This window comes from Streptomyces sp. NBC_01485 (assembly GCF_036227125.1).
Lineage (GTDB): Bacteria > Actinomycetota > Actinomycetes > Streptomycetales > Streptomycetaceae > Streptomyces.
The window spans coordinates 3,722,781-3,744,721 of sequence record NZ_CP109435.1; the positions used below are offsets into that span (position 1 = coordinate 3,722,781).

General features: G+C 71.6%; 14 protein-coding genes and 1 pseudogene. 9 read left to right on the forward strand and 6 right to left on the reverse strand.

Translation table 11 applies throughout. The features are described 5' to 3' along the window. Nucleotides 1-35 precede the first annotated feature (35 nt). The 3 genes from OG352_RS17025 to OG352_RS17035 all read right to left on the reverse strand — a co-directional run bounded on the left by OG352_RS17025 (nt 36) and on the right by OG352_RS17035 (nt 5,728). Nucleotides 36-1,559 (reverse strand): DUF5719 family protein, encoded by a 1,524-nt coding sequence (locus OG352_RS17025; RefSeq protein WP_329217901.1) that lies wholly within the window; start codon nt 1,557-1,559, stop codon nt 36-38. Beyond that, a complete protein-coding gene (locus OG352_RS17030) occupies nt 1,556-5,248 on the reverse strand; it encodes a glycosyltransferase family 2 protein (protein ID WP_329217903.1) in 3,693 nt (1,230 codons plus the stop codon). Before OG352_RS17030 ends, OG352_RS17025 begins: the two co-directional genes overlap by 4 nt. 210 nt (nt 5,249-5,458) lie before the next feature. Continuing rightward, nucleotides 5,459-5,728 (reverse strand): WhiB family transcriptional regulator, encoded by a 270-nt coding sequence (locus OG352_RS17035; RefSeq protein WP_069768511.1) that lies wholly within the window; start codon nt 5,726-5,728, stop codon nt 5,459-5,461. A 775-nt stretch (nt 5,729-6,503) separates the two neighbouring features. On the opposite strand from OG352_RS17035, the gene OG352_RS17040 reads away from it, so the two are divergent. The 4 genes and pseudogenes from OG352_RS17040 to OG352_RS17055 all read left to right on the forward strand — a co-directional run bounded on the left by OG352_RS17040 (nt 6,504) and on the right by OG352_RS17055 (nt 10,793). Further along, nucleotides 6,504-7,013, forward strand: coding sequence for a cysteine dioxygenase (locus tag OG352_RS17040; protein ID WP_329217905.1), 510 nt, complete (start codon nt 6,504-6,506; stop codon nt 7,011-7,013). Nucleotides 7,014-7,178: 165 nt separating this feature from the next. Further along, nucleotides 7,179-8,138, forward strand: a complete 960-nt coding sequence (gene cofD, locus OG352_RS17045; RefSeq protein WP_329217906.1) for a 2-phospho-L-lactate transferase — start codon at nt 7,179-7,181, stop codon at nt 8,136-8,138. 59 nt (nt 8,139-8,197) lie between these two features. Next, nucleotides 8,198-9,522: pseudogene (locus OG352_RS17050) on the forward strand (coenzyme F420-0:L-glutamate ligase). Nucleotides 9,523-9,716: 194 nt separating this feature from the next. After that, entirely contained in the window at nt 9,717-10,793 is a 1,077-nt protein-coding gene (locus tag OG352_RS17055; protein WP_329217908.1) for a DNA-3-methyladenine glycosylase family protein, read from the forward strand. Between the two features lie 35 nt (nt 10,794-10,828). Here the strand turns inward: OG352_RS17055 and OG352_RS17060 are convergent, their stop codons facing one another. Then, the gene (locus OG352_RS17060) at nt 10,829-12,031 is read right to left on the reverse strand and encodes an RNA-guided endonuclease InsQ/TnpB family protein (protein ID WP_329217910.1); all 1,203 of its coding nucleotides are present in this window, start codon (nt 12,029-12,031) and stop codon (nt 10,829-10,831) included. A 28-nt stretch (nt 12,032-12,059) separates the two neighbouring features. Here OG352_RS17060 and OG352_RS17065 point away from each other — a divergent pair, with 28 nt between their 5' ends. Next, nucleotides 12,060-12,218: an Arc family DNA-binding protein gene (locus OG352_RS17065; protein WP_329217912.1), complete on the forward strand. Its 159-nt coding sequence runs from the start codon at nt 12,060-12,062 to the stop codon at nt 12,216-12,218. 371 nt (nt 12,219-12,589) lie between these two features. On the opposite strand, the gene OG352_RS17070 is transcribed toward OG352_RS17065, so the two are convergent. Both OG352_RS17070 and OG352_RS17075 read right to left on the reverse strand, forming a co-directional pair. Then, entirely contained in the window at nt 12,590-13,672 is a 1,083-nt protein-coding gene (locus OG352_RS17070) for an NDP-sugar synthase (protein ID WP_329217913.1), read from the reverse strand. Between the two features lie 162 nt (nt 13,673-13,834). Further along, nucleotides 13,835-15,418, reverse strand: coding sequence for a peptidoglycan recognition protein family protein (locus OG352_RS17075; protein WP_329217914.1), 1,584 nt, complete (start codon nt 15,416-15,418; stop codon nt 13,835-13,837). 149 nt (nt 15,419-15,567) lie between these two features. Here OG352_RS17075 and OG352_RS17080 point away from each other — a divergent pair, with 149 nt between their 5' ends. From OG352_RS17080 to OG352_RS17095, 4 genes are all read left to right on the forward strand, one after another. Further along, nucleotides 15,568-16,326, forward strand: coding sequence for a TIGR03089 family protein (locus OG352_RS17080; RefSeq protein ID WP_329217916.1), 759 nt, complete (start codon nt 15,568-15,570; stop codon nt 16,324-16,326). A gap of 382 nt (nt 16,327-16,708) precedes the next feature. After that, nucleotides 16,709-17,995, forward strand: coding sequence for an LCP family protein (locus OG352_RS17085; RefSeq protein ID WP_443072292.1), 1,287 nt, complete (start codon nt 16,709-16,711; stop codon nt 17,993-17,995). 242 nt (nt 17,996-18,237) lie between these two features. Continuing rightward, nucleotides 18,238-20,100 (forward strand): LCP family protein, encoded by a 1,863-nt coding sequence (locus tag OG352_RS17090; RefSeq protein WP_329217918.1) that lies wholly within the window; start codon nt 18,238-18,240, stop codon nt 20,098-20,100. A 93-nt stretch (nt 20,101-20,193) separates the two neighbouring features. Then, the gene (locus OG352_RS17095) at nt 20,194-21,912 is read left to right on the forward strand and encodes an LCP family protein (RefSeq protein WP_329217919.1); all 1,719 of its coding nucleotides are present in this window, start codon (nt 20,194-20,196) and stop codon (nt 21,910-21,912) included. Nucleotides 21,913-21,941: the final 29 nt, after the last annotated feature.

Genomic DNA, 21,941 nt, shown 5'->3' on the forward strand with positions numbered 1-21,941 from the left:
TACCTCCGCCGCCCTTTCGGGTCAGTGCCGTACTTCTACTTCTGCAGCACCGCGACGTCCTCGTCGGCCTCCGGTACGGCCACCGTGCCCCGGTCGTCCGGCAGGGTCTGGACCGTGAAGCCCGGGACTCCCTCCTCCGTGGCCGCCAGGGTGCGGGAGGCGTAGACCGGAGTGTCGGTGAGGGGTTCCACGGTGAGCGCGTAGGTGCCCTTCAGGCCGGTGGGGACGGGGAGTTCGACGTCCTGGGTGGTGCCGGCCCTGACCGTGTACATCTTGGAGACGGCCGCGCCGCCGCCGCTGCCCGCGGACGCGGTGACCTTGACCTTGGCGGTGCCCTTGGGGGCCGTCAGGGAGAGCGTGGCGCCCTTGGCGCTGTTGTCGGCGACGGACGCGCGCGTGCCGACCGGCGCGGTGGCGGGGATGAACGCCGACTCCTGGTCGGCGCCCTTGCCGCGCAGGACCCGAACGGCCGCGACGACGGGGACCGACGAGCCCGTCGGGGTCAGGACCAGGGAGCCCGCCTCGCCGCGCGTGAGGTTGCCCAGGTCGACCGAGGTCGTCATGCCCGCCTTGACGTGGAGCGTCTCGTGGCCGGCGGGGGTGATCAGACCTGAGGGGGAGGCGAGTTGGACCTTGAGGTCCGCGTCGGCGTCGCCCGGCGCGTAGGCGACGAGGCGGACGGCCGTGGCGTCCTTGGGGATGCCGGGGATGACCTGGCTGCCCGCCGGTTCGGTGGAGGCGGCCAGCCAGTCGCCGCCGAGCTTCTCGTCCAGGGCCTGTACGGCGGCCCCCAGACGGCCGCTGCGGACGTTGACGTGGACGGTGAGGTCCTCCTGCTTCTCGGCGGTGAGCGTGGACAGCAGGATCGGCTCGCTGGAGTGCGCCGGGACCGTGATGCCCTCCCCCACCGTGCTCGCGAGGGCGCCGGTCTTGCCGAAGAGTTCGAGGTCGACGACGGCGGCGGAGTCGTCCGGGTTGGTGAGGTGGACGTAGTCCGTGCGGTCGGCGAGCGTGCTGACGCCCGGGAACCAGAACTCCGTGTCCGGCGCGGTGCAGGTGACGCCCTGGAGGCCGCGGCCGCTGCCGGCGGCGACCTCCGTGGTCTCCTGGACGGTCCAGCCGGGCGCGAACTTCCCCTCGGCGGTGCCCAGGAGCGCGGGCGCGGAGCCGCCGGTGGTGTCGCCGACGGCCGGGGTGCCGGGCGCCTTGGGTGTGACGACGGGCTTCGCGGCCGTCTTCTTCTTGCCGCCGGTCTTCTGGCCGCCGGTCTTCGCGCCGCCGGTCTCCTCGGTGGCGGTCTCCTCGGTGGCGGCCTTGAGTTCGGCCGTGCCGTCGGCGTCGGTGCCCTGGGTGACGGGTGTGAAGGACGTGTACGACGTCTCGGCGAGGTCGGAGGTGCTGGGCGCGGGGCAGAGCAGGCTGGTGCGCTCCACCGGCAGTTCGGCGGCCGCCTTGGCGGTGTCCGGGGCGGCGGCGTCCGGCTGGTTGAGCGTGGCGAACCCGGTGACGGCGGCGAGCGCGGCCGTGCCGGCGATCAGGGACAGGGTGGTGCGGTTCACTGCTGGCTCCCGTCGGGGCGCTCACTGCCGGTGCCCTGGGGGTGCTGGGCCGGGTCGTAGGACTGCTGGTCGTAGCCGCCCTGGCCGTAGGCCGACGGGTCGTAGCCCTGCTGCTGGTAGGTCGGGTCGTACGGGGCCTGCTGGGTCTGGCCGTCGTAGGCGTACGGGTCGTACTGGCCGGCCTGGTAGGGGTCGTAGGACTGCTGGTCGTAGCCGCCCGCCTGGTACTGCTGGGCGTTCTGGTACTGCTCGGCCGTGTAGCCGTTGTACTCGGCGCCCTGGTAGCCCGCCTGGTCCCACTCTCCGTAGGGCTGCTGCTGCGGGACGGCGACCGGGGTCTGCTCCTCCTTCGGAGGAGCTGGGAACTCATCGCCCTGGGTGGGTTCTTGGGTCTCGGTGTCGGTGTCCGCCTCGGCCTGGGCGCGCAGGCGGCGGGCGCGGCGGCCCTCGCCTTCGGTGGCCTGGGCGGGGATCGGCTCCTCCTCGGGGAGGTCGTCGTCGACGTCGCGGCGGCGGCCCGGGAGGGCGAGGACGACCAGGACCAGGCCGAGCAGGCCCTGCGCCCACAGCCAGGCGGTGTGGGTGAACGGGTCGTCGTAGGTGACGTCCAGTTTCCCGCCGGTGGCGGGGAGTTCGAAGCCCTGGGCCCAGCCGTCGACGGTGGTGCGGGTGAGGGGCTTGCCGTCGAGGGTGGCCGTCCAGCCGTCGGCGGCGGCGTCGGCCAGGCGCAGGACGCGGCTGCCGGCGCCGTCGGGGACGGTGGTGTGGATGTCGACGGGGCCCGCGGCGACCGGGGTCGCCGTGCCCTTGCCGGAGGCGGCGACGATCGCCGCGCGGGAGACCTCCTGGTCGACCCGCCACAGGGCGCTGCCGTCCTGCTGGCTGAGCCGCTTCAGGCCGGGGGTGGCGTCCAGGACGCGGGTGACCTGGCGGGGGGCGCCCTTGTGGACGAGGACGTAGCCCACGGCGAACTTGCCGAGCTGGTCGGCCTGGTCGGCGCCGGAGCCGGCGACGAGACTGGCGACGACCTTGTCGAGCTGCTTGTTCTCGCCGTCGGCGGCGGCGAGTTCGGCGTCGCCGAGGCGGGCGCCCGAGCCGCGGACCAGCATGTAGCCGACGTGGGCGGCGGAGTCGCTGTCGAGGACGAGGGTGCGGGCCTGGTCGCGGTTGCCGGCCTCCTCGGCGACGAACGCGGGCACCTGTACGGGGTCGCGGCGCTCCAGGGGGCCGTCGGCGCCGCCGATCATCCAGCCGGCGGCGAGGAGCAGCGGGCCGGCGGCCGAGGCGAAGGCGATGAGGACGGCGACGGGCTGGCGCCAGCCGAAGCTCTGCTCGGCGACACGCGTGCGTGCCCCGTCGGCGCCGATGACGGCGGCGGCGAGGAGGGCGAGGCCGTAGACGAGGGTGGCGGGGCCGGCCCAGGTGGAGCCGTTGGACAGGACCGCGAAGACGAGGCCCACCAGGGCGACCGCCCAGGCCGCCCAGACGCCGAAGTGGCGCTCGGAGCGCAGGAGGGCGGCCAGCGCGGCCAGCACGATGCCGATGAGCATCAGGCCGTCGACGGTGCCGGGGCCGCCGGGGCTGGCGCCGAGCAGGTCGAGCGCGGTGGCGGTCGACGGGCCGTAGTCGAGGCCGGCCTGGGTGAAGAAGCCGAACGGCAGCAGGGACAGCGACCAGGGCGCGAGGATCAGCAGGGGTGTGCCGAGCTGGGCCAGGAAGCGCAGGCCGTAGGCGGTGATGTCGCGGCGGCGCACGGCCAGGACGGCGAGGCCGAGGACGAGGGCGATGGGCCAGACGATCGGCGTGAACGCGGTGGTGATCGTCAGCAGCAGCGCGAACGCCCAGGTGGCGCGCCAGCTGCCGCGGGCGCCGGAGGCGCGGGTCAGGCCGCTCGCGGCGGCGCCCGCGCGGGCGATGAGCGGCAGCAGGACGGCCAGGACGGCGGTGCCGACGCGGCCGCCCGCGAGGGCGCCGGTGGCGGCCGGCAGGAAGGCGTAGACGACGGCCGCCCACGCGCGCAGGAGGCGCGACTCGACCAGTGGCCGGGAGGCGAAGTAGGCGGTGAAGCCGGCCAGCGGCACCGAGCAGACGAGCAGCACGGTGAGGGCGAGGCCGGTCGAGCCGAGCAGCAGGGTGGCCAGCGTGGCGATGATCGCGAGGTAGGGCGGGGCGGCGGGGGTGCCGCCGGCGCCGACCGGATGCCAGGCGTCGAGGTAGCGCGACCACAGCTCGGAGGCGTCGGCCGGGGCGGGCAGCAGGGCGCCGCCCGCGAGGGCTCCGCCGCCGATGAGGTTGCGGCAGGCGACCAGGGAGACGAGCAGGAGGATCAGGAAGAGCACCGGGCCGGGTTTGCGGGCGATGCGCTTGAGGCGGACGAACTGCTCGATCTCCAGGAACTCGGCGTCGTCGCCGCCGGGTCCGGACTCGACGGCTCCGCCGTGCCGGCCCGCGCCGGCGGTGGCCTCGGGGTCGTCGGAGCCGAAGAAGTCGCCGGCGACCTGTTCGACGGTGGCCCGCACGGTCGCGCCGGGCGGCGGGAACAGGGGGCGCAGTTCGTCCTTGTCGACCGTCGGCTTCCCGCGGCTGCGCCGCCCGGCGATGATCCGCTCGGGGCGCACCAGGGTGCCCAGCAGGCCGCGGATCTCGTCGACGGCCTGTCCGGGTACCTTGCCGACGAGGTAGGCGACCGTGCGCAGCACGGTGCCGAGGAGCAGGCGCACCAGGATCCAGGGCAGCAGGGCGGTGCGGCTGTTGACGAGGAGGGTGTAGACGGCGCCGGCCTTGTCGACCTTGTGCGGGGAGGCGCTGGTGCGGCCCGCGCAGTCGACGGCGCGGCGCTCGCGGGAGGCGGCCTCGGCGTGCCGTACGACGGCCTCGGGGGCGATGAGGACGCGGTGGCCGGCGGCCTGCGCGCGCCAGCACAGGTCGACGTCGTCCCGCATCAGGGGCAGGCGGCGGTCGAAGCCGCCGAGCTGTTCGAAGACGTCGCGGCGGATCAGCATGCCGGCGGTGGACACGGACAGCACGGACCGGACGTGGTCGTGCTGGCCCTGGTCCTGCTCGCGGCGGTCCAGGCCGGTCCAGCGGCGGCCGGAGTGGGCGATGGTGACGCCGACCTCGAGGAGCTGTCGGCGGTCGTACCAGCCGCGGAGCTTGGGGCCGACGACCGCCACGTCGGCCCGGCCGAGTTCGAGTTCGTTCTCCACCACGCGCAGCAGTTCGGCCAGCGCGTCCGGTTCGGGGGCGCAGTCGTCGTGCAGCAGCCACAGCCACTGGACGGGCTCTCCGTGCGGGAGCTCCGGCAGGTCGTAGGCGTCGTCGCGCCACGCGCGCGTGACGGGGTCCCAGCCGCTGGGGCGCTTGAGGTACGGCAGTTCCTCGGGGGTGAGGACCGGGGCCGTGCGGTTGGCCTCCTCGACGGCCTGGCCGAAGCCGGTGCGGCGGGCGAGGTGCAGGACGCGGTCGTCACCGAGGGCTTCGGCTACCAGGCGCGCGGAGTCGTCCGAGCTGCCGGTGTCGGCGGCCATGACGGACTGGACGGGGCGCTCCTGGCCGAGCAGCCCGGCGAGCGCGTCGGGCAGCCAGCGGGCACCGTCATGGGAGACGATCACCGCGGTCACGACATGACGCGGGAACTCAGGTGTGGCAGCGCTGTCTTGATGGGCTGCCGTGTGGCTGTGCACGGACATCGAGGTACGGGCCCCGGTTCGGTGGACTGCGGTGGACGCCTGCGCCGTGTGGGGGCGGCGGGGTGTCTCGGACGAGCGCCCACACTATCGGCTGGGCAGGACGACGGCCCGCCGCCTGTGGATAACCCACCTGCGACGGGCCGTTCGGACCCTTGTGCCTCGATATCGCGATGCGGTGCTGCCGTGGCGCCTGTGTGGAGCGGGCGGTTCTCAGACCGCCGCCTTCTTCAGCCGGCGGCGCTCCCGTTCGGACAGGCCGCCCCAGATGCCGAATCTCTCGTCGTTGGAGAGTGCGTACTCGAGGCATTCGGAGCGGACCTCGCAGGCGAGGCAGACCTTCTTGGCCTCGCGGGTGGAGCCGCCCTTCTCGGGGAAGAAGGACTCGGGATCGGTCTGGGCGCACAGCGCGCGCTCCTGCCAGCCGAGTTCCTCGTCCGCGTCGTCGACGTCGACCAGCAGTTGCTGCACCAGCTCGGTCATGTGCGCCCCTCGCTCTGTCTTTCGCGTCCCCGTGACGTGGCCGTTACCGATTTCGGCTGAACGACACGAGTGAAATTACAAGTGTGCTGCTCCGGGCGAGTCAAGCCGAGATCTGCTATTGGGCCCCTTATTCACTCTGCGGAACCAAGGCCGTGCAGTAAGTGTTCAAATCGCCATAAACCTTGACAAGCAGATGAAGCCCCGGAGGACCACCGGCCCCGCACAGCACTTGCACCAGGAAGGACGCCCAGAGGATCGATCTCGTTGCGGCACGCGCGCGGAGAGCGAGCGGCGGCGATCCGGATCACGGTCCGATCGGTCCACAGGGGGATCGATCGCAGTCGGATCACAGGCTCGCCGCGAGGCTTGCGCGCCCGGCTTGTGCCCCATGTGTCCCGGCCTGCGCCTGCACAAACCTTTCACCTCACAGATGAACCGGATGAGGTGAAGCATGTCCCACATACCGGGCGTCGAGTTGACAGTGAGGGTGTGAACCGCTGTCCTTGTGGGCATGCTCGCGAACTTGGCACTCACCTCGACCGGCTCCGCCGGATCCCACGGTGCTGCCCGCGCTCGCTGTAGCTGTTGTCGCTGTTCCAGCTGTTGAGCCCAACGCGCTCCGGCTGCTCCTCCTGAGTCCACCTCGACTCGGCTGCTGTTCCCCTTGGCCCACACCAGGGCGCCCCTGTTCCACCCGTGATCCGGGCGGACGGTACGCGAGACCCAGCGAGTCCCCCCACTCTTCCGCCTCTTCCGCCGAGGAACCCCGCACTCCATGAACAGCGACAGCGACCTCCAGATCGCCGGCGACATCCTCGAAGTCCCGCACCTCCTCCAGGCACCGCGCGAGCACCCGGCCACCGTCGCCGAGTTCGTCGGCCTGGCCCGCTCCATCGCCGCCGACCGTGCCCAGTGGGAACACCTGGTCGAGTACGACGCCACGGCCCGCTGGTACCACCGGCTGCGGACCGGCCCCGGCTACGAGGTGTGGCTGCTGTCCTGGGTGCCCGGCCAGGGCAGCGGACTGCACGACCACGGCCGCTCCTCCGGTGTGCTCACCGTCCTGGACGGCGAGCTGACCGAGCGCACCGAGCGCGGCAAGCGTGCGCTGGGGGCGGGCGCGCAGCGGGTGTTCGCGCCGGGGTACGTGCACGAGGTCGTCAACGACGCGCTGGAGGCCGCGGTGAGCCTGCACGTGTACTTCCCGGGGCTGACGGAGATGCCGATGCACACCGCGTGCGCGGCCCTCGCGAGCTACGAGCAGGTGGACGCCGTCGGCGCGTAGACGGCCTTCATCGGCGGGTGGGCGGCTTTCAGCGGCGGGTGGGCGGCTTTCAGCGGCGGGTGGGCGGACGCGGTCGGCTCGTACGGGTGAGCGGGTTATCCACATGCGGGCGGTTGTCCACAACCGGCCGTCGCGTTGTCGTAGGCGCCTGCAAGACTTGCTCTCATGCGCATTGTGGTTCTGGCAGGCGGCATCGGCGGTGCCCGGTTCCTGCGCGGTCTGAAGCAGGCCGTGCCGGACGCGGACATCACGGTCATCGGCAATACCGGCGACGACATCCACCTCTTCGGGCTGAAGGTCTGCCCGGACCTCGACACGGTGATGTACACGCTCGGCGGCGGCATCAACGAGGAACAGGGCTGGGGTCGGGCCGAGGAGACCTTCCATCTGAAGGAGGAGCTCGCGGCGTACGGCGCCGGGCCCGGGTGGTTCGGGCTGGGCGACCGGGACTTCGCCACGCACATCGTGCGGACGCAGATGATCGGCGCCGGATATCCGCTGAGCGCGGTGACCGAGGCGCTGTGCGACCGATGGAAGCCGGGGGTGCGGCTGATCCCCATGACGGACGACCGTGTCGAGACGCATGTGGCCGTCGAGGTCGACGGTGAGCACAAGGCCGTCCACTTCCAGGAGTACTGGGTGCGGTTGCGGGCGGCGGTGCCGGCGGCGGCGGTCGTGCCCGTCGGCGCCGAGCAGGCGAAGCCCGCGCCCGGGGTGCTGGAGGCGATCGCGGAGGCGGACGTGGTCCTCTTCCCGCCGTCGAATCCGGTCGTCTCCGTCGGCACGATCCTCGCCGTGCCCGGCATCCGGGAGGCGATCGCCGAGGCCGGGGTGCCGGTGGTGGGCCTGTCCCCCATCGTCGGGGACGCTCCGGTGCGCGGGATGGCCGACAAGGTGCTCGCGGCGGTCGGCGTGGAGTCGACGGCCGCGGCGGTGGCCGAGCACTACGGTCCGGGGCTGCTCGACGGCTGGCTCGTCGACACCGTGGACGCGGGCACCGTGGAGCGGGTCGAGGCGGCAGGGATCCGCTGCCGGGCCGTTCCGCTGATGATGAGCGATCTCGACGCGACCGCGCGGATGGCCCGGGAGGCGTTGAAGCTGGCGGAGGAGGTGCGGGGGGCGTGAGCGGATCCGTGGACGTGGGGGGCGCAGCGGAGGTATTGGGGGGCGCGGCAGAGGTGGAGGTGGAGGTGGAGGTGGAGGTGGAGAACGGTTATCGGGTCTGGGCCGTGGGCGGGTTGCCCGAAGTGCAGGCCGGGGACGACCTCGCGAAGCTGATCGCCGCCGCCGAGCCGGGGCTCGTCGACGGGGACGTGCTGCTCGTCACCTCGAAGATCGTCTCCAAGGCGGAGGGGCGGGTCGTCCGGGCGGCGGACCGGGAGGCCGCCATCGACGCCGAGACCGTACGGGTCGTGGCCCGGCGCGGGACGCTGCGGATCGTCGAGAACCGGCAGGGGCTGGTGATGGCGGCGGCGGGCGTTGACGCCTCCAACACCCCTTCGGGGACAGTGCTGTTGCTGCCCGAGGATCCGGACGCGTCGGCGCGGGCGATCCGGGACGGGCTGCGGGACGCGCTCGGCGTCGACGTCGGGGTCGTCGTCACCGACACCTTCGGACGCCCCTGGCGCGCGGGGCTCACGGACGTGGCGATCGGTGCCGCCGGTGTGCGGGTGCTGGACGACCTGCGCGGGGGCACGGACGCGTACGGCAATCCGCTGAGCGCGACGGTCGTCGCCACGGCGGACGAGCTGGCCGCGGCGACCTCGTGAAGGGGAAGGCCGCCGGGCTGCCCGTGGCCGTGGTGCGCGGGCTGGCGCATGTGGTGGCCGACGGGGAGGGGGCGGGGGTGGCGGAGGGTGCGCGGGCCATGGTTCGGGGCGCGCGCGACGACATGTTCCGGCTCGGGACGTCCGAGGCGGTGCGGCTGGCCGTCACGCAGCGGCGGACCGTGCGGTCCTTCACCGACGAGGCGGTCGATCCCGGGGCGGTACGGCGGGCGGTGGCGGCGGCCGTCACCGCGCCGGCGCCGCATCACACGACGCCGTGGCGGTTCGTGCTGCTGGAGTCGGCGGGGTCGAGGGTCCGGCTGCTGGACGCCATGCGGGACGCGTGGATCGCGGATCTGCGACGGGACGGGAAGTCCGAGGAGTCCATCGCCAAGCGGGTGCGGCGGGGGGACGTCCTGCGCGCCGCGCCGTATCTGGTGGTGCCGTGTCTGGTGATGGACGGGTCGCACACCTACGGGGACGAGCGGCGGGACGCGGCCGAGCGGGAGATGTTCGTGGTCGCGGCCGGGGCCGGCGTGCAGAACTTCCTGGTCGCGCTGGCCGGGGAGCGGCTGGGGTCCGCGTGGGTGTCGTCGACGATGTTCTGCCGGGACGTGGTGCGGGAGGTGCTGGAGCTGCCGGAGGGGTGGGATCCGATGGGCGCGGTGGCGGTCGGGCACGCGGCTGAGGAGCCTCGGGCTCGGGGGGAGCGGGGGGTGGGGGGGTTTGTTGTGGTGCGGTGAGATGGGAGGAGCGGTGCCGTACGCGGTGTGGTGAGAATGGGAGGAGCGGTGCCGTACGCGGTGTGGTGAGAAACGTGGTGTTGTGCGTGGTGCGGGCGGTGACTTACGCCGTGTGGCGATGGGGGCCGCCTACTCTCTTAGCAGCCTCTTCGTCACTCTCTTAGCAGCCTCTTCGTCGACCCCGGGACTTCATCGTGGCAGGACGGTTTTCTCCCCGGCCCACGCGTACGACCGTGCGCGGCGGGCATGTCGGGGTGCCTGGTGCAGGGCCTGGTGCAGAGCCTGGTGCAGGGCCTGGTGGGGTGCCGCGGCAGGGTTCGGGGGCGGGGCCTGGACGGGTGCGGGATTACGTCCCGGAAGGGGTGCTGGATCTTGGGCTGGTGCTTGGGCCGCTTCGTCGTGGGCCGGGTGACCCTACGTTCCGGGTGATGCCGGACGGGTCTGTGTGGCGGGCCAGTCTCACGCCTGCCGGGCCGGGGACTCTGCGGGTCGCCGCGGTGGATGGTGGTGGTGCTAGCGGTGGTGGTGGTGGTGGTGCGGTGCGGGGGGAGGCTTGGGGGCCTGGGGCAGAGTGGTTGCTGGAGCAGTTGCCGGAGATGCTGGGGGCCGCTGACGCTCCGGAGGCGTTCGTGCCTCGGCATCGGGTGGTGGCGGTGGCCCGGCATCGGCGGCCGGGGCTCAGGTTGACGCGGACCGGGCTGGTGCTGGAGTCGTTGATCCCGTCCGTGCTGGAGCAGAAGGTCACGACCGATGAGGCGTATCGGGCGTGGCGGTTGCTGGTGCGGAAGTTCGGGGAGCCGGCGCCGGGGCCTGCGGCGGGTGGGCGGCTGTGGGTGATGCCGGCGCCTCGGACGTGGGCGTTGATTCCGTCGTGGGAGTGGCATCGGGCAGGTGTCGACGACAAGCGGGCGTCGACGATTCTGCGGGCCGTGCGGGTGGCGGGGCGGATGGAGGAGGCGGTGGGGATGGCAGCGGAGGATGCGCGGGCTCGGTTGGAGGTCGTGCCGGGGGTTGGGCCGTGGACTTCGGCGGAGACCGTGCAGCGCAGTCATGGGGCGGCGGATGCGGTGACGGTGGGGGATCTGCATCTGCCGGGGATCGTGGGGTGGGCGTTGGCGGGGGATCGGGGGGCTGATGATTCTGTGATGTTGGAGTTGTTGGAGCCGTATGCGGGGCAGCGGCATCGGGCGGCTCGGTTGATCTTGTTGAGTGGGCGGGTGCCGGGGCGGCGGGGGCCGCGGATGCCTCGGGGGGATATCGGGGGGTTTTGACATCCTCCCCCTGCTAAAGCAGGGGGATTCCTAGCTCAGGCTGCCTCCGGGAGCGGCGCTCCCGGAGGGCTTACGCCATCAGCACCAGCCGGGTTGAGACCAGCCCGGACGAGCATCACGCGGGCGGAGTTCTTGTCCCTGGGGGATACGGCTCCGCACGCGGTGCACGCGTAGATTCGTTCGGAGAGGGGGAGTGCGTGCTTGGTTCTCGCACCGCACCGTGCGCAGTCCATCGTCGTGTGGGCCGGGTGCACCAGGTGCACGATCCGGCCGTGCTTGCGGGCCATCTCGACAAGCGCGGTCCTGGTCGCGCCGATCGCGGCGTCGGCCGCCTTGCGGGCCATCGTGGACTTCGCGAGGAACTTCGGCCGGAAGTCCTCGACCGCGAGCTGGTCGAAGTCGCGGACGACCTTCTTGGCCCACTTGCGGCCGGTGTCGTGGCGTTGTCGCGCGATCTTCTTGTGGACCTTCGCGGCCTGCGCCTGCGCGCGCCGGTAGCCCTTGGACTGGGCCTTGCCTCGGGGGGTGTGGCGGCGGGCCATCTGCTTCTGGTACCGGGCCAGGCGGGCGGCGGCGGTCTTGCCGTGCTGTGCGTGGGGCAGGTCGTGGCCGTCGCTCGTGGTGGTCGCGGTTTCCTTGACACCCCAGTCGATACCGATCACCGCGCCCGTGGCGGGCAGGGCGTCGGTGGTGGTCGCCACGACGAACGAGGCGTACCAGTGGCCGAGGCTGTCCCGGTAGACCCGCACGCTGGACGGGGCGGCCGGGAGGTCGCGGGACCACACCACCGTCAGGCTGATGCCTCCGGCCAGGTACAGACGCCCGTCCTTGAGGCGAAAGCCGCGCTGTGTGTAGTTCAGCGACGGTTCGGTGCCGCGCTTCTTCTTGTACCGGGGCATACTGGCCCGCCGCGCCATAGGCAGCCGGGCCTTGATGTCCTTCAGCGCCTTCGCGCGGGACTTGGCGAAGTCCCGGATCAACTGCTGCTGCGGGACCGAGGAGCCCTCGCGCAGCCACGCGTTCGCAGTGCGGGCCTCGGTCAGCATCTTGTCCAGGCGGGCCGGGCCGCACTTCTCCTGGTCGGCGTGGGCCTTCTTCGACCGGGCCACGCATTCGTTCCAGATCCACCGGCACCGCGCCCACTCCGCCTCCAGGGCGGCGGTCGCGGTGGATGACACGCGGAGACGGTAGGTGTACCGGGCGTGCCCGGTGTCCCCGCCTGCCTCCGCCGCAGTCATGCCACCACTCTACCACTACCATAGGGGCATGAATGACGAAACAAAGATCACCCTCCGCCTGCCCGCCGACCTGCATGAGTGGCTGGTCGCTCAGGCCAAGGCCGCCCGCAGGTCCCTCAACTCCGAGATCGTCTTCCGGCTGGAGGTCGAGCGCGCCGCCGCCGGAGCGGACGCCGAATCGCCCTGACGGCGATTCGGCTTTTCCTGCCCTGCTCCGCAGGAGTCCGATTCCTCCCCGGCCTGAAGGCCGGGGCATCCTCGGGAACCCGGTGAGAGGTTCTGCGAGGGCTGGGCGAGGAGGTTTCGCCCCCGCCGCCCCTACCCGTCCCGTCTCCAGGGGCGCTGCCCCTTCGGCCCCGTCCAGGGGGCTGCCGCCCCCTGGACCCCCGCTTCGGCCCTGAAGGGGCCTCGTCCTCAAACGCCGGACGGGCTGGAATGCACTGGCCGGCGTTCGAGGCTTGCCGTCGGACGGGCTGAGATGTCCGGCCGGCGCTCACGCCTTGCCGTCGGACGGGCCGAAAAGCGGACACCTGACCGGCGTTCGGAAGGCACTCGGTCCTACTGGTCCGACGAGAAGCGCACCGCGCCTGCTGGGATTCTTGCGTCGCACCAGATTCTGGCGCCCTCGCGGAGTTCGTTGTCGGGGCCGATGATCGCGCCGTCGCCGATGACCGTGCCGGTGAGGACGGAGCGTTCGCCCACTCGGGCTCGGGTGCCTATGAGGGAGTCCGTGATGACCGCGCCGGGTTCGATGACGGCGCCGGGGAGGATCGTCGAGCCGAAGACCCTCGCACCCTCCGCCACGTACGCGCCCTCGCCCACCACCGTGCCGCCGGTCAGCTTGGCGTCGGGGGCGACCCTGGCCGTCGGGAGGACCAGGCGGTCGCCGCAGCGGCCGGGAACCGCCGGGGACGGGGCGCGGCCGAGGACCAGGTCCGCCGAGCCTCGGACGAAGGCCGCCGGGGTGCCCAGGTCCAGCCAGTACGTCGAGTCGACCATGCCCTGGAGGTGGGCGCCGGCGGCGAGGAGGTCGGGGAACGTCTCGCGCTCCACCGACACCGGGCGGCCGAGCGGGATCGTGTCGATGACCGAGCGGCGGAAGACGTACGCCCCCGCGTTGATCTGGTCGGTGACGATCTCCTCGGGGGTCTGGGGTTTCTCGAGGAAGGCGAGGACCCTGCCCGTCTCGTCCGTGGGGACCAGGCCGTAGGCCCTGGGGTCGGTCACCTTGGTGAGGTGGAGCGAGACGTCCGCCCCCGTCGTCTCGTGCGTGGCGACCAGTCGCCTGATGTCCAGGCCGGTGAGGATGTCGCCGTTGAAGACCAGGACCGGGTCGTCCGGGGCCGAGGTGAGGCGGGACGCCACGTTGCGGATCGCTCCGCCGGTGCCGAGGGGTTCGTCCTCCGTCACGTACTCGATGTGCAGGCCCAGGGCCGAGCCGTCGCCGAAGTACGGTTCGAAGACCTCCGCCAGATAGCTCGTCGCCAGGACGATGTGGTCCACGCCCGCCGCTCTCGCCCGCGCCAGTTGGTGGGTGAGGAACGGCACCCCCGCCGCCCTGACCATGGGTTTGGGCGTGTGCACCGTGAGTGGGCGCAGCCGGGTGCCCTTGCCGCCGACCAGGAGGATCGCTTCTGTCACCTTCGTCTCTGCTTCCTGCCGGGACCGGCCGAACTGTCTTTCGACCGGCCAGTGTATGCAGACCGTGCATGCAGACCGTTGTGTGGCGACTTCCAGGCCGAGAACCGCCCCCCCTCCCGCCCCCGACGGCTGTTGAACGTGTGCTCCGGTCGTTCGCTCGCCTCAGCGCCCCTGGTAGCGCGCCGCGGTCGAACGGGCCGAGCCGAGCTTGCCGTAGAGCTGCTTTCCTGGGCATTCGGTGGCGAAGCCGTCCCGGTGACCCGAGATCACGTTCAGTCGTACGTTCTTTCCCTTTGCGTAGAGATTGCCACCCCCGGACTTCAGGTATGTCTTGGCTTTGGGATTCGCCCCGAAGACACCGAGTTTCCATGCCGTCAGTCGGGCGATGGCCGTGACCGTCGCGGCGCTCGGCTTGGCGCTGCTGAACGTGCCGAGGACGGCGATGCCCATGCTGTTGGTGTTGAAACCGAGGGTGTGGGCACCGAGGACCGGCTTCGCCACTCCCCCGGCGCGGCCCTCGTAGAGGGTGCCGCACTTGTCGACGAGGAAGTTGTAGCCGATGTCGCGCCAGCCCATGCTCTTGACGTGGTAGCGGTAGATACCGCGGATGACGGACGGGGCCTGCGAGCACTTGTAGCTGTTGCCCGTCGCCGTGTGGTGCACGAACGCCGCCTTGACGGTCGTCGTGTAGCGGAAACCGCTCTCCCGCAGGCTCTCGTCTGCGCCCCAGCCTCGCCTCGTGACGATGCTCGGGCGCGGGCCGATGTACGGCTTCGCCCGCTGGGCGGGGGTCAACTCGGCCGCGCGCAGGGCGAAGAGCTCGCGTTCGGTGCCCGGGCGGTCCAGGGCGGGGATCTCCGTGGCGCCGAGGGGGGCGAGGGGGGTGTTGGCGGCCGAGGCCTCCGTCGTCTCGGGCGTCATGGCGACCGTGTCGGTTGCGGTTGTGGGGGCATCGGCTGTTGCAGTGCGTGCGTCGGCTGTTGTCGTGGGGGCGTCGGCGTTTGTTGTGGGTGGGTCGGCTTTCGGGGCCGTTCCCTTGGTCATCGTTCGGGTTCGGCTGCGCGGTTGGCCCGCGGGCGCGTGCTCGCGGGTCGCGGGGGTGGCCTCTCCCGGGTCGACCAGGTCCAGGCGCAGGCCGGTGGGGAGGGGGGCGGCAGTCGAGAGGGTGCGGGTGCCCCGGCTCGTTTCCTCCGTACGGCGTTCCGTGTCCGGGTGGACTCGGATCTCCACGCCGTCGGAGTCGCCGACCCAGAGCGGGGCCGTGGCGCCGCGGACCCGCCCCGAGGCGCTCTCGGGGGTGCCGGGGTCGGCGCCGTGGTCGGCGTTGTGGGTCTCGACGTCCTGCCAGCCGGACCAGCCGCCGGTGCCGGCCGGGCGGGTGCGGACCTGGACGCGGCCGTGGAGTTCGGCGGCCGGGTCGTCCCAGACGACGCCGAGGAGGGAGAAGTGGCGTACGTCCCGGCGGGGCAGGCCCTGGTCGGCGCCGGTGCCGCCGGCGCCGCCGAGGGCGCGGTCGCCGGTCAGGGGGGTCAGGGGCAGCGACTGGGTGCTGCCCGGGAGCTCGGGGAGGTTGGGGAGGGATCTTGTCGGTGGGGTGTCGGGGCTTGTGGCCCTGGCCGTCCCGGCGGACGCCGCCTCCGCGGCCGGCGCCGGTCGCACCGTCGCCGCGGTGGCGGAGGGGGTCAGCGGGAGGGCGAGAGCCGCCACGCAGGTGACACCGATCGAGGAAGCAAGCAATCCACGCATGCCACCGATCCTGGACATAGTCATACATTTCTGTCCATCGGGGAATTGACGGGCCGTCGGGTGCGTTCCGCCGAACCGGTGGCCCGAAGACGGCTCCCGGTGGGTCCGGTGACGCGTGCGGCGGTGGGGCGGCGCGTACGCTTGCGCGGGTGACTGCCACCGATCGCACCCCTGCCGACCTGCTGCGTTCCGCGCTGGCCGCGGACCCCGCGCGTCCCCTGGTGACCTTCTACGACGACGCCACGGGCGAGCGGGTCGAATTGTCCGTGGCCACCTTCGCCAACTGGGTGGCCAAGACCGCGAACCTCCTCCAGGACGGGCTGTCCGCCGAGCCCGGCGACCGGGTCGCGCTGCTGCTGCCCGCGCACTGGCAGACGGCGGTGTGGCTGCTGGCGTGTTCGTCGGTGGGGGTCGTCGCGGACGTGGCCGGGGATCCGGCGCGGGCGGACTTCGCCGTCGCCGGGCCCGGGTCGTTCGAGGCGGGGCTGGCGTGCCGGGGGGAGCGGTACGCGCTGTCGCTGGCGCCGCTCGGGCGGCGGTTCGTGCCGGGTCCTCCGGAGGGGTACGACGACTACGCCGTGAACGTGCCGAGTTTCGGGGACCGCTTCGTGCCGTACGTGCCTGTCGATCCCGAGGAGCCCGCGCTGATCGTGGCCGGGGGGGAGTACAGCGGGGCGGAGGTTGTCGCTCGGGCGCGGGCGGAGGCGTCGGGGCTGGGCCTGACCGGGCCCGGGGCTCGGTTGCTGTCGGGGTTGGGGTACGACACCTGGGAGGGATTGAGTGCCGGGTTGTACGGGCCGTTGGCCAGTGGGGGGTCCGTGGTGTTGTGCCGGAATCTGGAGGGGGTCGGGGAGGAGGCGCTGGCGAAGCGGATCGAGAGTGAGCGGGTTTCGGTGACGGTTCGGTAGGCGCCCTGCGTCGGTTCGGCACCCCGCGTTGACGCCGGCCTCGCTGGGGGCTGCCGCCCCCAGACCCCCGCTTCGGCCCTGAAGGGGCCTCGTCCTCAAACTCCCCCAGAGGGGGGACCCCAGACGGGCTGAAATACAGGCACCCGCGCCTACAGGGCACCGACGGGCCGGATTTACGTACCCGCCGTCCGCAAGGCACCGACCGGCTGAAATTCACCTGCCCCCGCTCACAAGGCACCGACCGGCCGAAGGTACGCACCCCCGCCCCCAAGCCACCGACCAGCCGAAAACGCGCACCCCCCACGCTCACCCCCACCCCCCAACCACCGCCCCCTCACCCATTCAGCCCACCCCCACCCGCCCCCGCCCCCCACTTCGCGCCATGGTCGTAAGAGCAGCTCCGCATGCTCGTACGGCCGAAGTGGGAGGGGGTGGGTGGGACGTGAGGCGTTCCGTGCGGCGGTGGCCCCGGCAGCCGTCCCAGCGACTGCCCCGGTCCCGGCCTCGGCGGCGGTGGGTGCGGTACGGGGTGGGGGGTGTTGCCGTCGTCGTCGTGGGGGTCGGGGTTGCCGGGTGGGTCGTCTACGCGAAGCTCGATGGGAACATCACGCCTGACGAGGCCGCCGCGGCGGAGTTGGCGCGGTATGCGAGAGAGCGGCCCACCTCGTTGGTGAAGGACGCGCAGAACATCCTGCTCATCGGGTCGGACTCGCGGGCCGGGGACGGGAACGCGGAGTACGGGCGCGACTCCGGGACCGAGCGGTCGGACACGGCGATCCTGTTGCATCTGGCGGCCGGGCGGGGCAGTGCCACCGCTGTTTCGCTGCCCCGCGATCTGATGGTGCATGTGCCGGCGTGTCTGCGGGTGGACGGGAAGCGGGCCGGGCCGATGTTCGCGATGTTCAACTACGCCTTCCAGACCGGGGGTTCGGCCTGCACGATCCGGACGGTGGAGAAGCTGACCGGGGTGCGGATCGATCATCACGTCGTCGTCGACTTCAGTGGGTTCAAGGATGTCGTCGACGCCGTGGACGGGGTCGAGGTCTGTCTGCGCGAGCCCATCGACGACAAGGCCGCCAAGCTGCGGCTGCCGGCCGGGAAGGTCACGCTCGACGGGGAGCAGGCGCTCGGGTATGTGCGGGCCCGCAAGTCGCTCGGGGACGGGAGTGACACCGACCGGATGGAACGGCAGCAGCGGTTCCTGGGGGCGCTCGTCAACAAGGTGCAGAGCAATGACGTCCTGCTGAACCCGGTGAAGCTGTATCCGGTGCTGGACGCGGCCACGTCCTCTCTCACCACCGACCCGGATCTGGCGAGTCTGCGCGGACTGTACGAACTCGTGCGCGGCCTGCGAGACATTCCCACCGAACATGTGCAATTCCTGACCGTTCCGCGGGAGTCGTACGTCTATAACGCCAATCGCGACCAACTAGTGGAGCCCGAGGCGGAAAAGCTCTTCGAACGGCTGCGGACGGACACGCCGGTCGTGGTTTCCAAGGAAATTCCCACGGAATCCGGCTCCTCCGGTTCTTCGGGCTCTTCGGAGTCGGGTGACCACGGGCCGTATCGGACGTCGGGCGGGGCCCCTGCGGCTTACGGTGCGGTTTCGCCCACTCCGCCCGCTCCCACGTTCCGCGGGAACACCGCCGCCGAGGACGGCTGCGGGTAAAGCGCTTGCCAAGCCCAGCCCTTCCGGGGAACTGGAGTTCAAAGAATTGGGGCGGAATGCCCGCTTGTAGGGGCGTGGAATGTGTCACGGACGTCGCTCGACGCCGAACCGGGCGGCTAGTGTGAGCGATCCGGTGCACCCGGCCGCGAGGTCCATCCCGGGGTCGTGCATCGGTGACCGAGACCCGAGCGCCTTGAGAGGGGAAAGGCGCCGCGTGGCCCCGACGGAGGATTCGGACAACCGTGGACGCGCAAGGCCGTGGGCGGGCGGACAACATCGATCCCGCAGACCAGTGGGTGCTCAATCCGAACACCGGCGAATACGAACTGCGACTGAGTCCTTCCGGACCGCAGTCGGCGGTACCCGGACCGCGTAGATCCGGCTCCGGCCGACCCGCCGGTGGCGGGGGCCGGGGCAGAGGCGCCGGCAGTGGTCATGCCGCTGCCGGTGGCTCGGTGCGTGGGCGTGCGGACGGAGCGGATCACGATGCGGCATCGCCGTCGTCGCTGTCCTCGCCGTCTCCGTCCTCCGCCTTGTCGTCGTCCGCGGCCGTGCCTGGGGGCGAGGTGCCGGGGCCGCGCCGTCGTAGAGGTGCGGCTGCCGAGGAGGCCGCGTCCAACCGGCGCGGGCGTCGGCCGGTGAAGAAGAAGTCGAAGGCCAAGAAGGTCCTGCTGTGGACCGGCGGGATCATGGCCTTCGTCCTGGTGGGGACGGCCGGCGCGGCCTATCTCTATCTCGAGCATCTCAACGACAACATCACGTCCGTCTCCGACGACGGCGCGAGCACCGGTGGCTTCAGCAAGGACAAGGCGATCAACCTGCTGGTCATCGGCACCGACAAGCGCACCGGCTCGGGCAACGCCGGCTACGGCGACTCCGGCAGCGTGGGTCACGCGGACACCACGATCCTGCTGCACGTCTCCAAGGACCGGACGAACGCGACCGCGCTGAGCATCCCGCGCGACCTGATCGTGGACGTCCCGGACTGCCAGACCGCTCAGGCGGACGGCTCCAGCAAGGTCATCCCGGGTACGTCCGACGTCCGGTTCAACACCAGCCTCGGGCAGGACGACCGGACGCCGAGCTGCACCATGCGCACGGTGACGGAACTGACCGGGATCACCCCGGACAACTTCATGGTCGCCGACTTCAACGCGGTGAAGACGCTGACCACGGCGGTCGGCGGCGTCGAGGTGTGTCTGGCCAAGGACATCGACGACCCGGACTCGCATCTGAAGCTGTCCAAGGGCACGCACACGGTCCAGGGCGAGCAGGCGCTGGCCTTCGTGCGCACCCGGCACTCGGTGGGCTTCGGCGGCGACCTGAGCCGGATCCAGATCCAGCAGCAGTTCCTCAGCGCGCTGATGCGGAAGCTGAAGTCGAACGACACGCTCACCAGCCCCACCAAGATGATCAAGCTGGCGGAGACGGGCACCAAGGCGCTCACCGTCGACTCCCAGCTCGACAGCATCGACAAGCTGAAGGACCTGGGGCTGGAGCTGGGCAAGCTCGACGTCAAGAACCTGACCTTCACCACCGTGCCGGTCGTCGACAACCCGGCCGAGAAGGTCAAGGCCACGGTCGTCCTCGACAACGCGACGGCGCCCACCGTCTTCCAGATGATCAAGGACGACGTCTCCTTCACCAAGGTGAAGGAGGAGGCGGCGGCGTCGAAGGGCGCGGCGGCCGCTGCCGCCGCGGCGCGCCTGAAGGGCGCCCAGTCCGCCGCCTCCGCGGTGCGCGTGCAGGTCATGAACGGCGGCGCGCCCCCCGGCAGCGCACAGGAGACGCTCAACTGGCTGCAGATCCAAGAGGGCATCACGAAGTCCGAGAACGCGGGCAACGCGCCCGCCCAACTGGCCAGGACGACGCTCGAGTACGCGCCCGACCAGGCCGACCAGGCGCGTAAGCTCGCCGCCGTCATGGGGCTGGCCGGTACCGCTCTGAAGCCGGGCAAGAGCGTCGAGAACTCCCAGGGTCTGCCGACGATGACGCTGACGCTGGGCAAGGACTTCAAGGGCGCGGGCGTCTCGCTCACGGCTCCGACCACCGTGCCGGACACGGTCCAGAAGTCCACGGCGGACAAGGTCCAGTGCGCCAAGTAGGTCCGGGCAGCAGGTAACCCTTCGGGCCCGTCACGCGTCTGACTGGACGCGGGACGGGCCCGTGTCAGGCGCACGGCGGGGAGGGGCAGGGGAATGGCGGGGAACAGTGGGGTGCAGGGGGAGGTTCCCGCGGTCGAGGACACGAAGTCTCCGACCGCCCGGGACCAGCAGGACCGGAAGAACCAGCAGGACGACAAGCAGGACCAGGACGCGTCCGACGAGGGCGCCAGACACGGCGGCGGAGCCAAGGGTGCAGGCAAGGGCGTAGGCAAGGGCGGCGGCGGAGCCGGCGGCGGTGCGCGCGGGCCGGGTCGTATACGCCGACGTCGACGCGCGTTGCGCTGGTCGGCGACGGTGCTCGCGGTGGTGATACTCGGCGCCGCGGGGGCCGGATACCTCTACTACGAACACCTCAACGCGAACATCAAGAGCGACGACCTGAACATCGGCGACGCCAAGGACCGGGCGGCCGAGACGGAGGCCAACTCGGCCGGGCAGACGGCGCTGAACATCCTGCTGATCGGCTCGGACGCGCGTGACACCGCGGCGAACCAGAAGCTCGGCGGCGCCAAGGACACGTTCGACGGTCCCCCGCTCGCGGACGTCCAGATGCTGCTGCACATATCGGCGGACCGCAGCAACATGTCGGTGGTGAGCATGCCGCGCGACACCCTGCTCGACATACCCAAGTGCACGGACCCCGACGACAAGACCGCCTACGGGGCGTTGCGGGACACGATGACGAACGTGTCGCTCGGCCGCGGCGGCCCCGGCTGCACGGTGGCCACCTGGGAGAAGCTCACCGACATCCACATCGACCACTTCATGATGATCGACTTCTCGGGTGTCGTGTCGATGGCGGACGCGATAGGCGGCGTACCGGTCTGCGTCGACGCCAACGTCTACTCGCACACCAGCAGCGGCAAGGGCTCCGGTCTGAAGCTGGCGGCGGGCACCCACGCCGTGAAGGGCGAGCAGGCCCTGCAGTGGCTGCGCACCCGCTACGGCTTCGAGGACGACACCGACCTGGCCCGCGCCAAGGCGCAGCACATGTACATGAACTCGATGGTCCGCGAGCTGCGCGCCAACGCCAAGCTGACCAACCCCAACAAGCTGCGCAAGCTCGCCGAAGCCGCCACGAAGGCGATCACCGTCGACGACGGCCTGGACACCATCACGAAGATGTACGACCTGGCGGGCGAGCTGAAGAAGGTGCCCACCGACCGCATCACGATGACGACGATGCCCAACCGCTACCAGGGCGAGCGGGTGGTGCCCACGGAGGACGCCACGCAGTTGTTCCGGCTGGTGCGCGAGGACATCGCCCTCGACGGCAAGGACGCCAAGAAGGCCGCCGCGAGTCCGTCGCCGACGGCGGCGGCGTCCGCGGACCCGGCCGCCGCCGACGACAAGATCGCGGTGCAGGTCCACAACGGCACGTACACGGACGAGCTGGGCGCGGCCCGCGGGCGGGCGCGCGACGTGACGCAGGTGCTGACGGACAAGGGCTTCGCCCAGGCCGTCGCGGACAACTCGGCGGCCACGGCCGTCGCGCAGACCGTCGTCCGCTACCCGAGCGCCGACCTCCAGGGCGACGCCCAGGCGGTCGCGAAGGCCCTCGGCATCCCGGCGAGCCAGGTGAAGAAGTCCACCGAGGTCTCCGGGGTCACGCTGACCGTGGGCGCGGACTGGCGGTCGGGGACGACGTTCAAGGCCCCCGTGAAGGACGACAGGACGCCCGTCTCGGCCGGGGCGATCAACGCGTCCGACACCACCCAGTGCATGCACGTGGACCCGAACTACACCTGGTAGTCCGGGTGCGGTGGAGGTGCCCTGCGGTG

Bases quoted from the DNA above. Each gene is read 5' to 3' on its own strand.
- OG352_RS17030 (WP_329217903.1), bottom strand. From the start codon at position 5,248: ATGTCCGTGCACAGCCACACGGCAGCCCATCAAGACAGCGCTGCCACA.
- OG352_RS17035 (WP_069768511.1), bottom strand. From the start codon at position 5,728: ATGACCGAGCTGGTGCAGCAACTGCTGGTCGACGTCGACGACGCGGAC.
- cofD (WP_329217906.1), top strand. From the start codon at position 7,179: ATGCGCATTGTGGTTCTGGCAGGCGGCATCGGCGGTGCCCGGTTCCTG.
- OG352_RS17085 (WP_443072292.1), top strand. From the start codon at position 16,709: ATGGTCGTAAGAGCAGCTCCGCATGCTCGTACGGCCGAAGTGGGAGGG.
- OG352_RS17075 (WP_329217914.1), bottom strand. From the start codon at position 15,418: ATGCGTGGATTGCTTGCTTCCTCGATCGGTGTCACCTGCGTGGCGGCT.
- OG352_RS17095 (WP_329217919.1), top strand. From the start codon at position 20,194: ATGGCGGGGAACAGTGGGGTGCAGGGGGAGGTTCCCGCGGTCGAGGAC.
- OG352_RS17040 (WP_329217905.1), top strand. From the start codon at position 6,504: ATGAACAGCGACAGCGACCTCCAGATCGCCGGCGACATCCTCGAAGTC.
- OG352_RS17065 (WP_329217912.1), top strand. From the start codon at position 12,060: ATGAATGACGAAACAAAGATCACCCTCCGCCTGCCCGCCGACCTGCAT.
- OG352_RS17060 (WP_329217910.1), bottom strand. From the start codon at position 12,031: ATGACTGCGGCGGAGGCAGGCGGGGACACCGGGCACGCCCGGTACACC.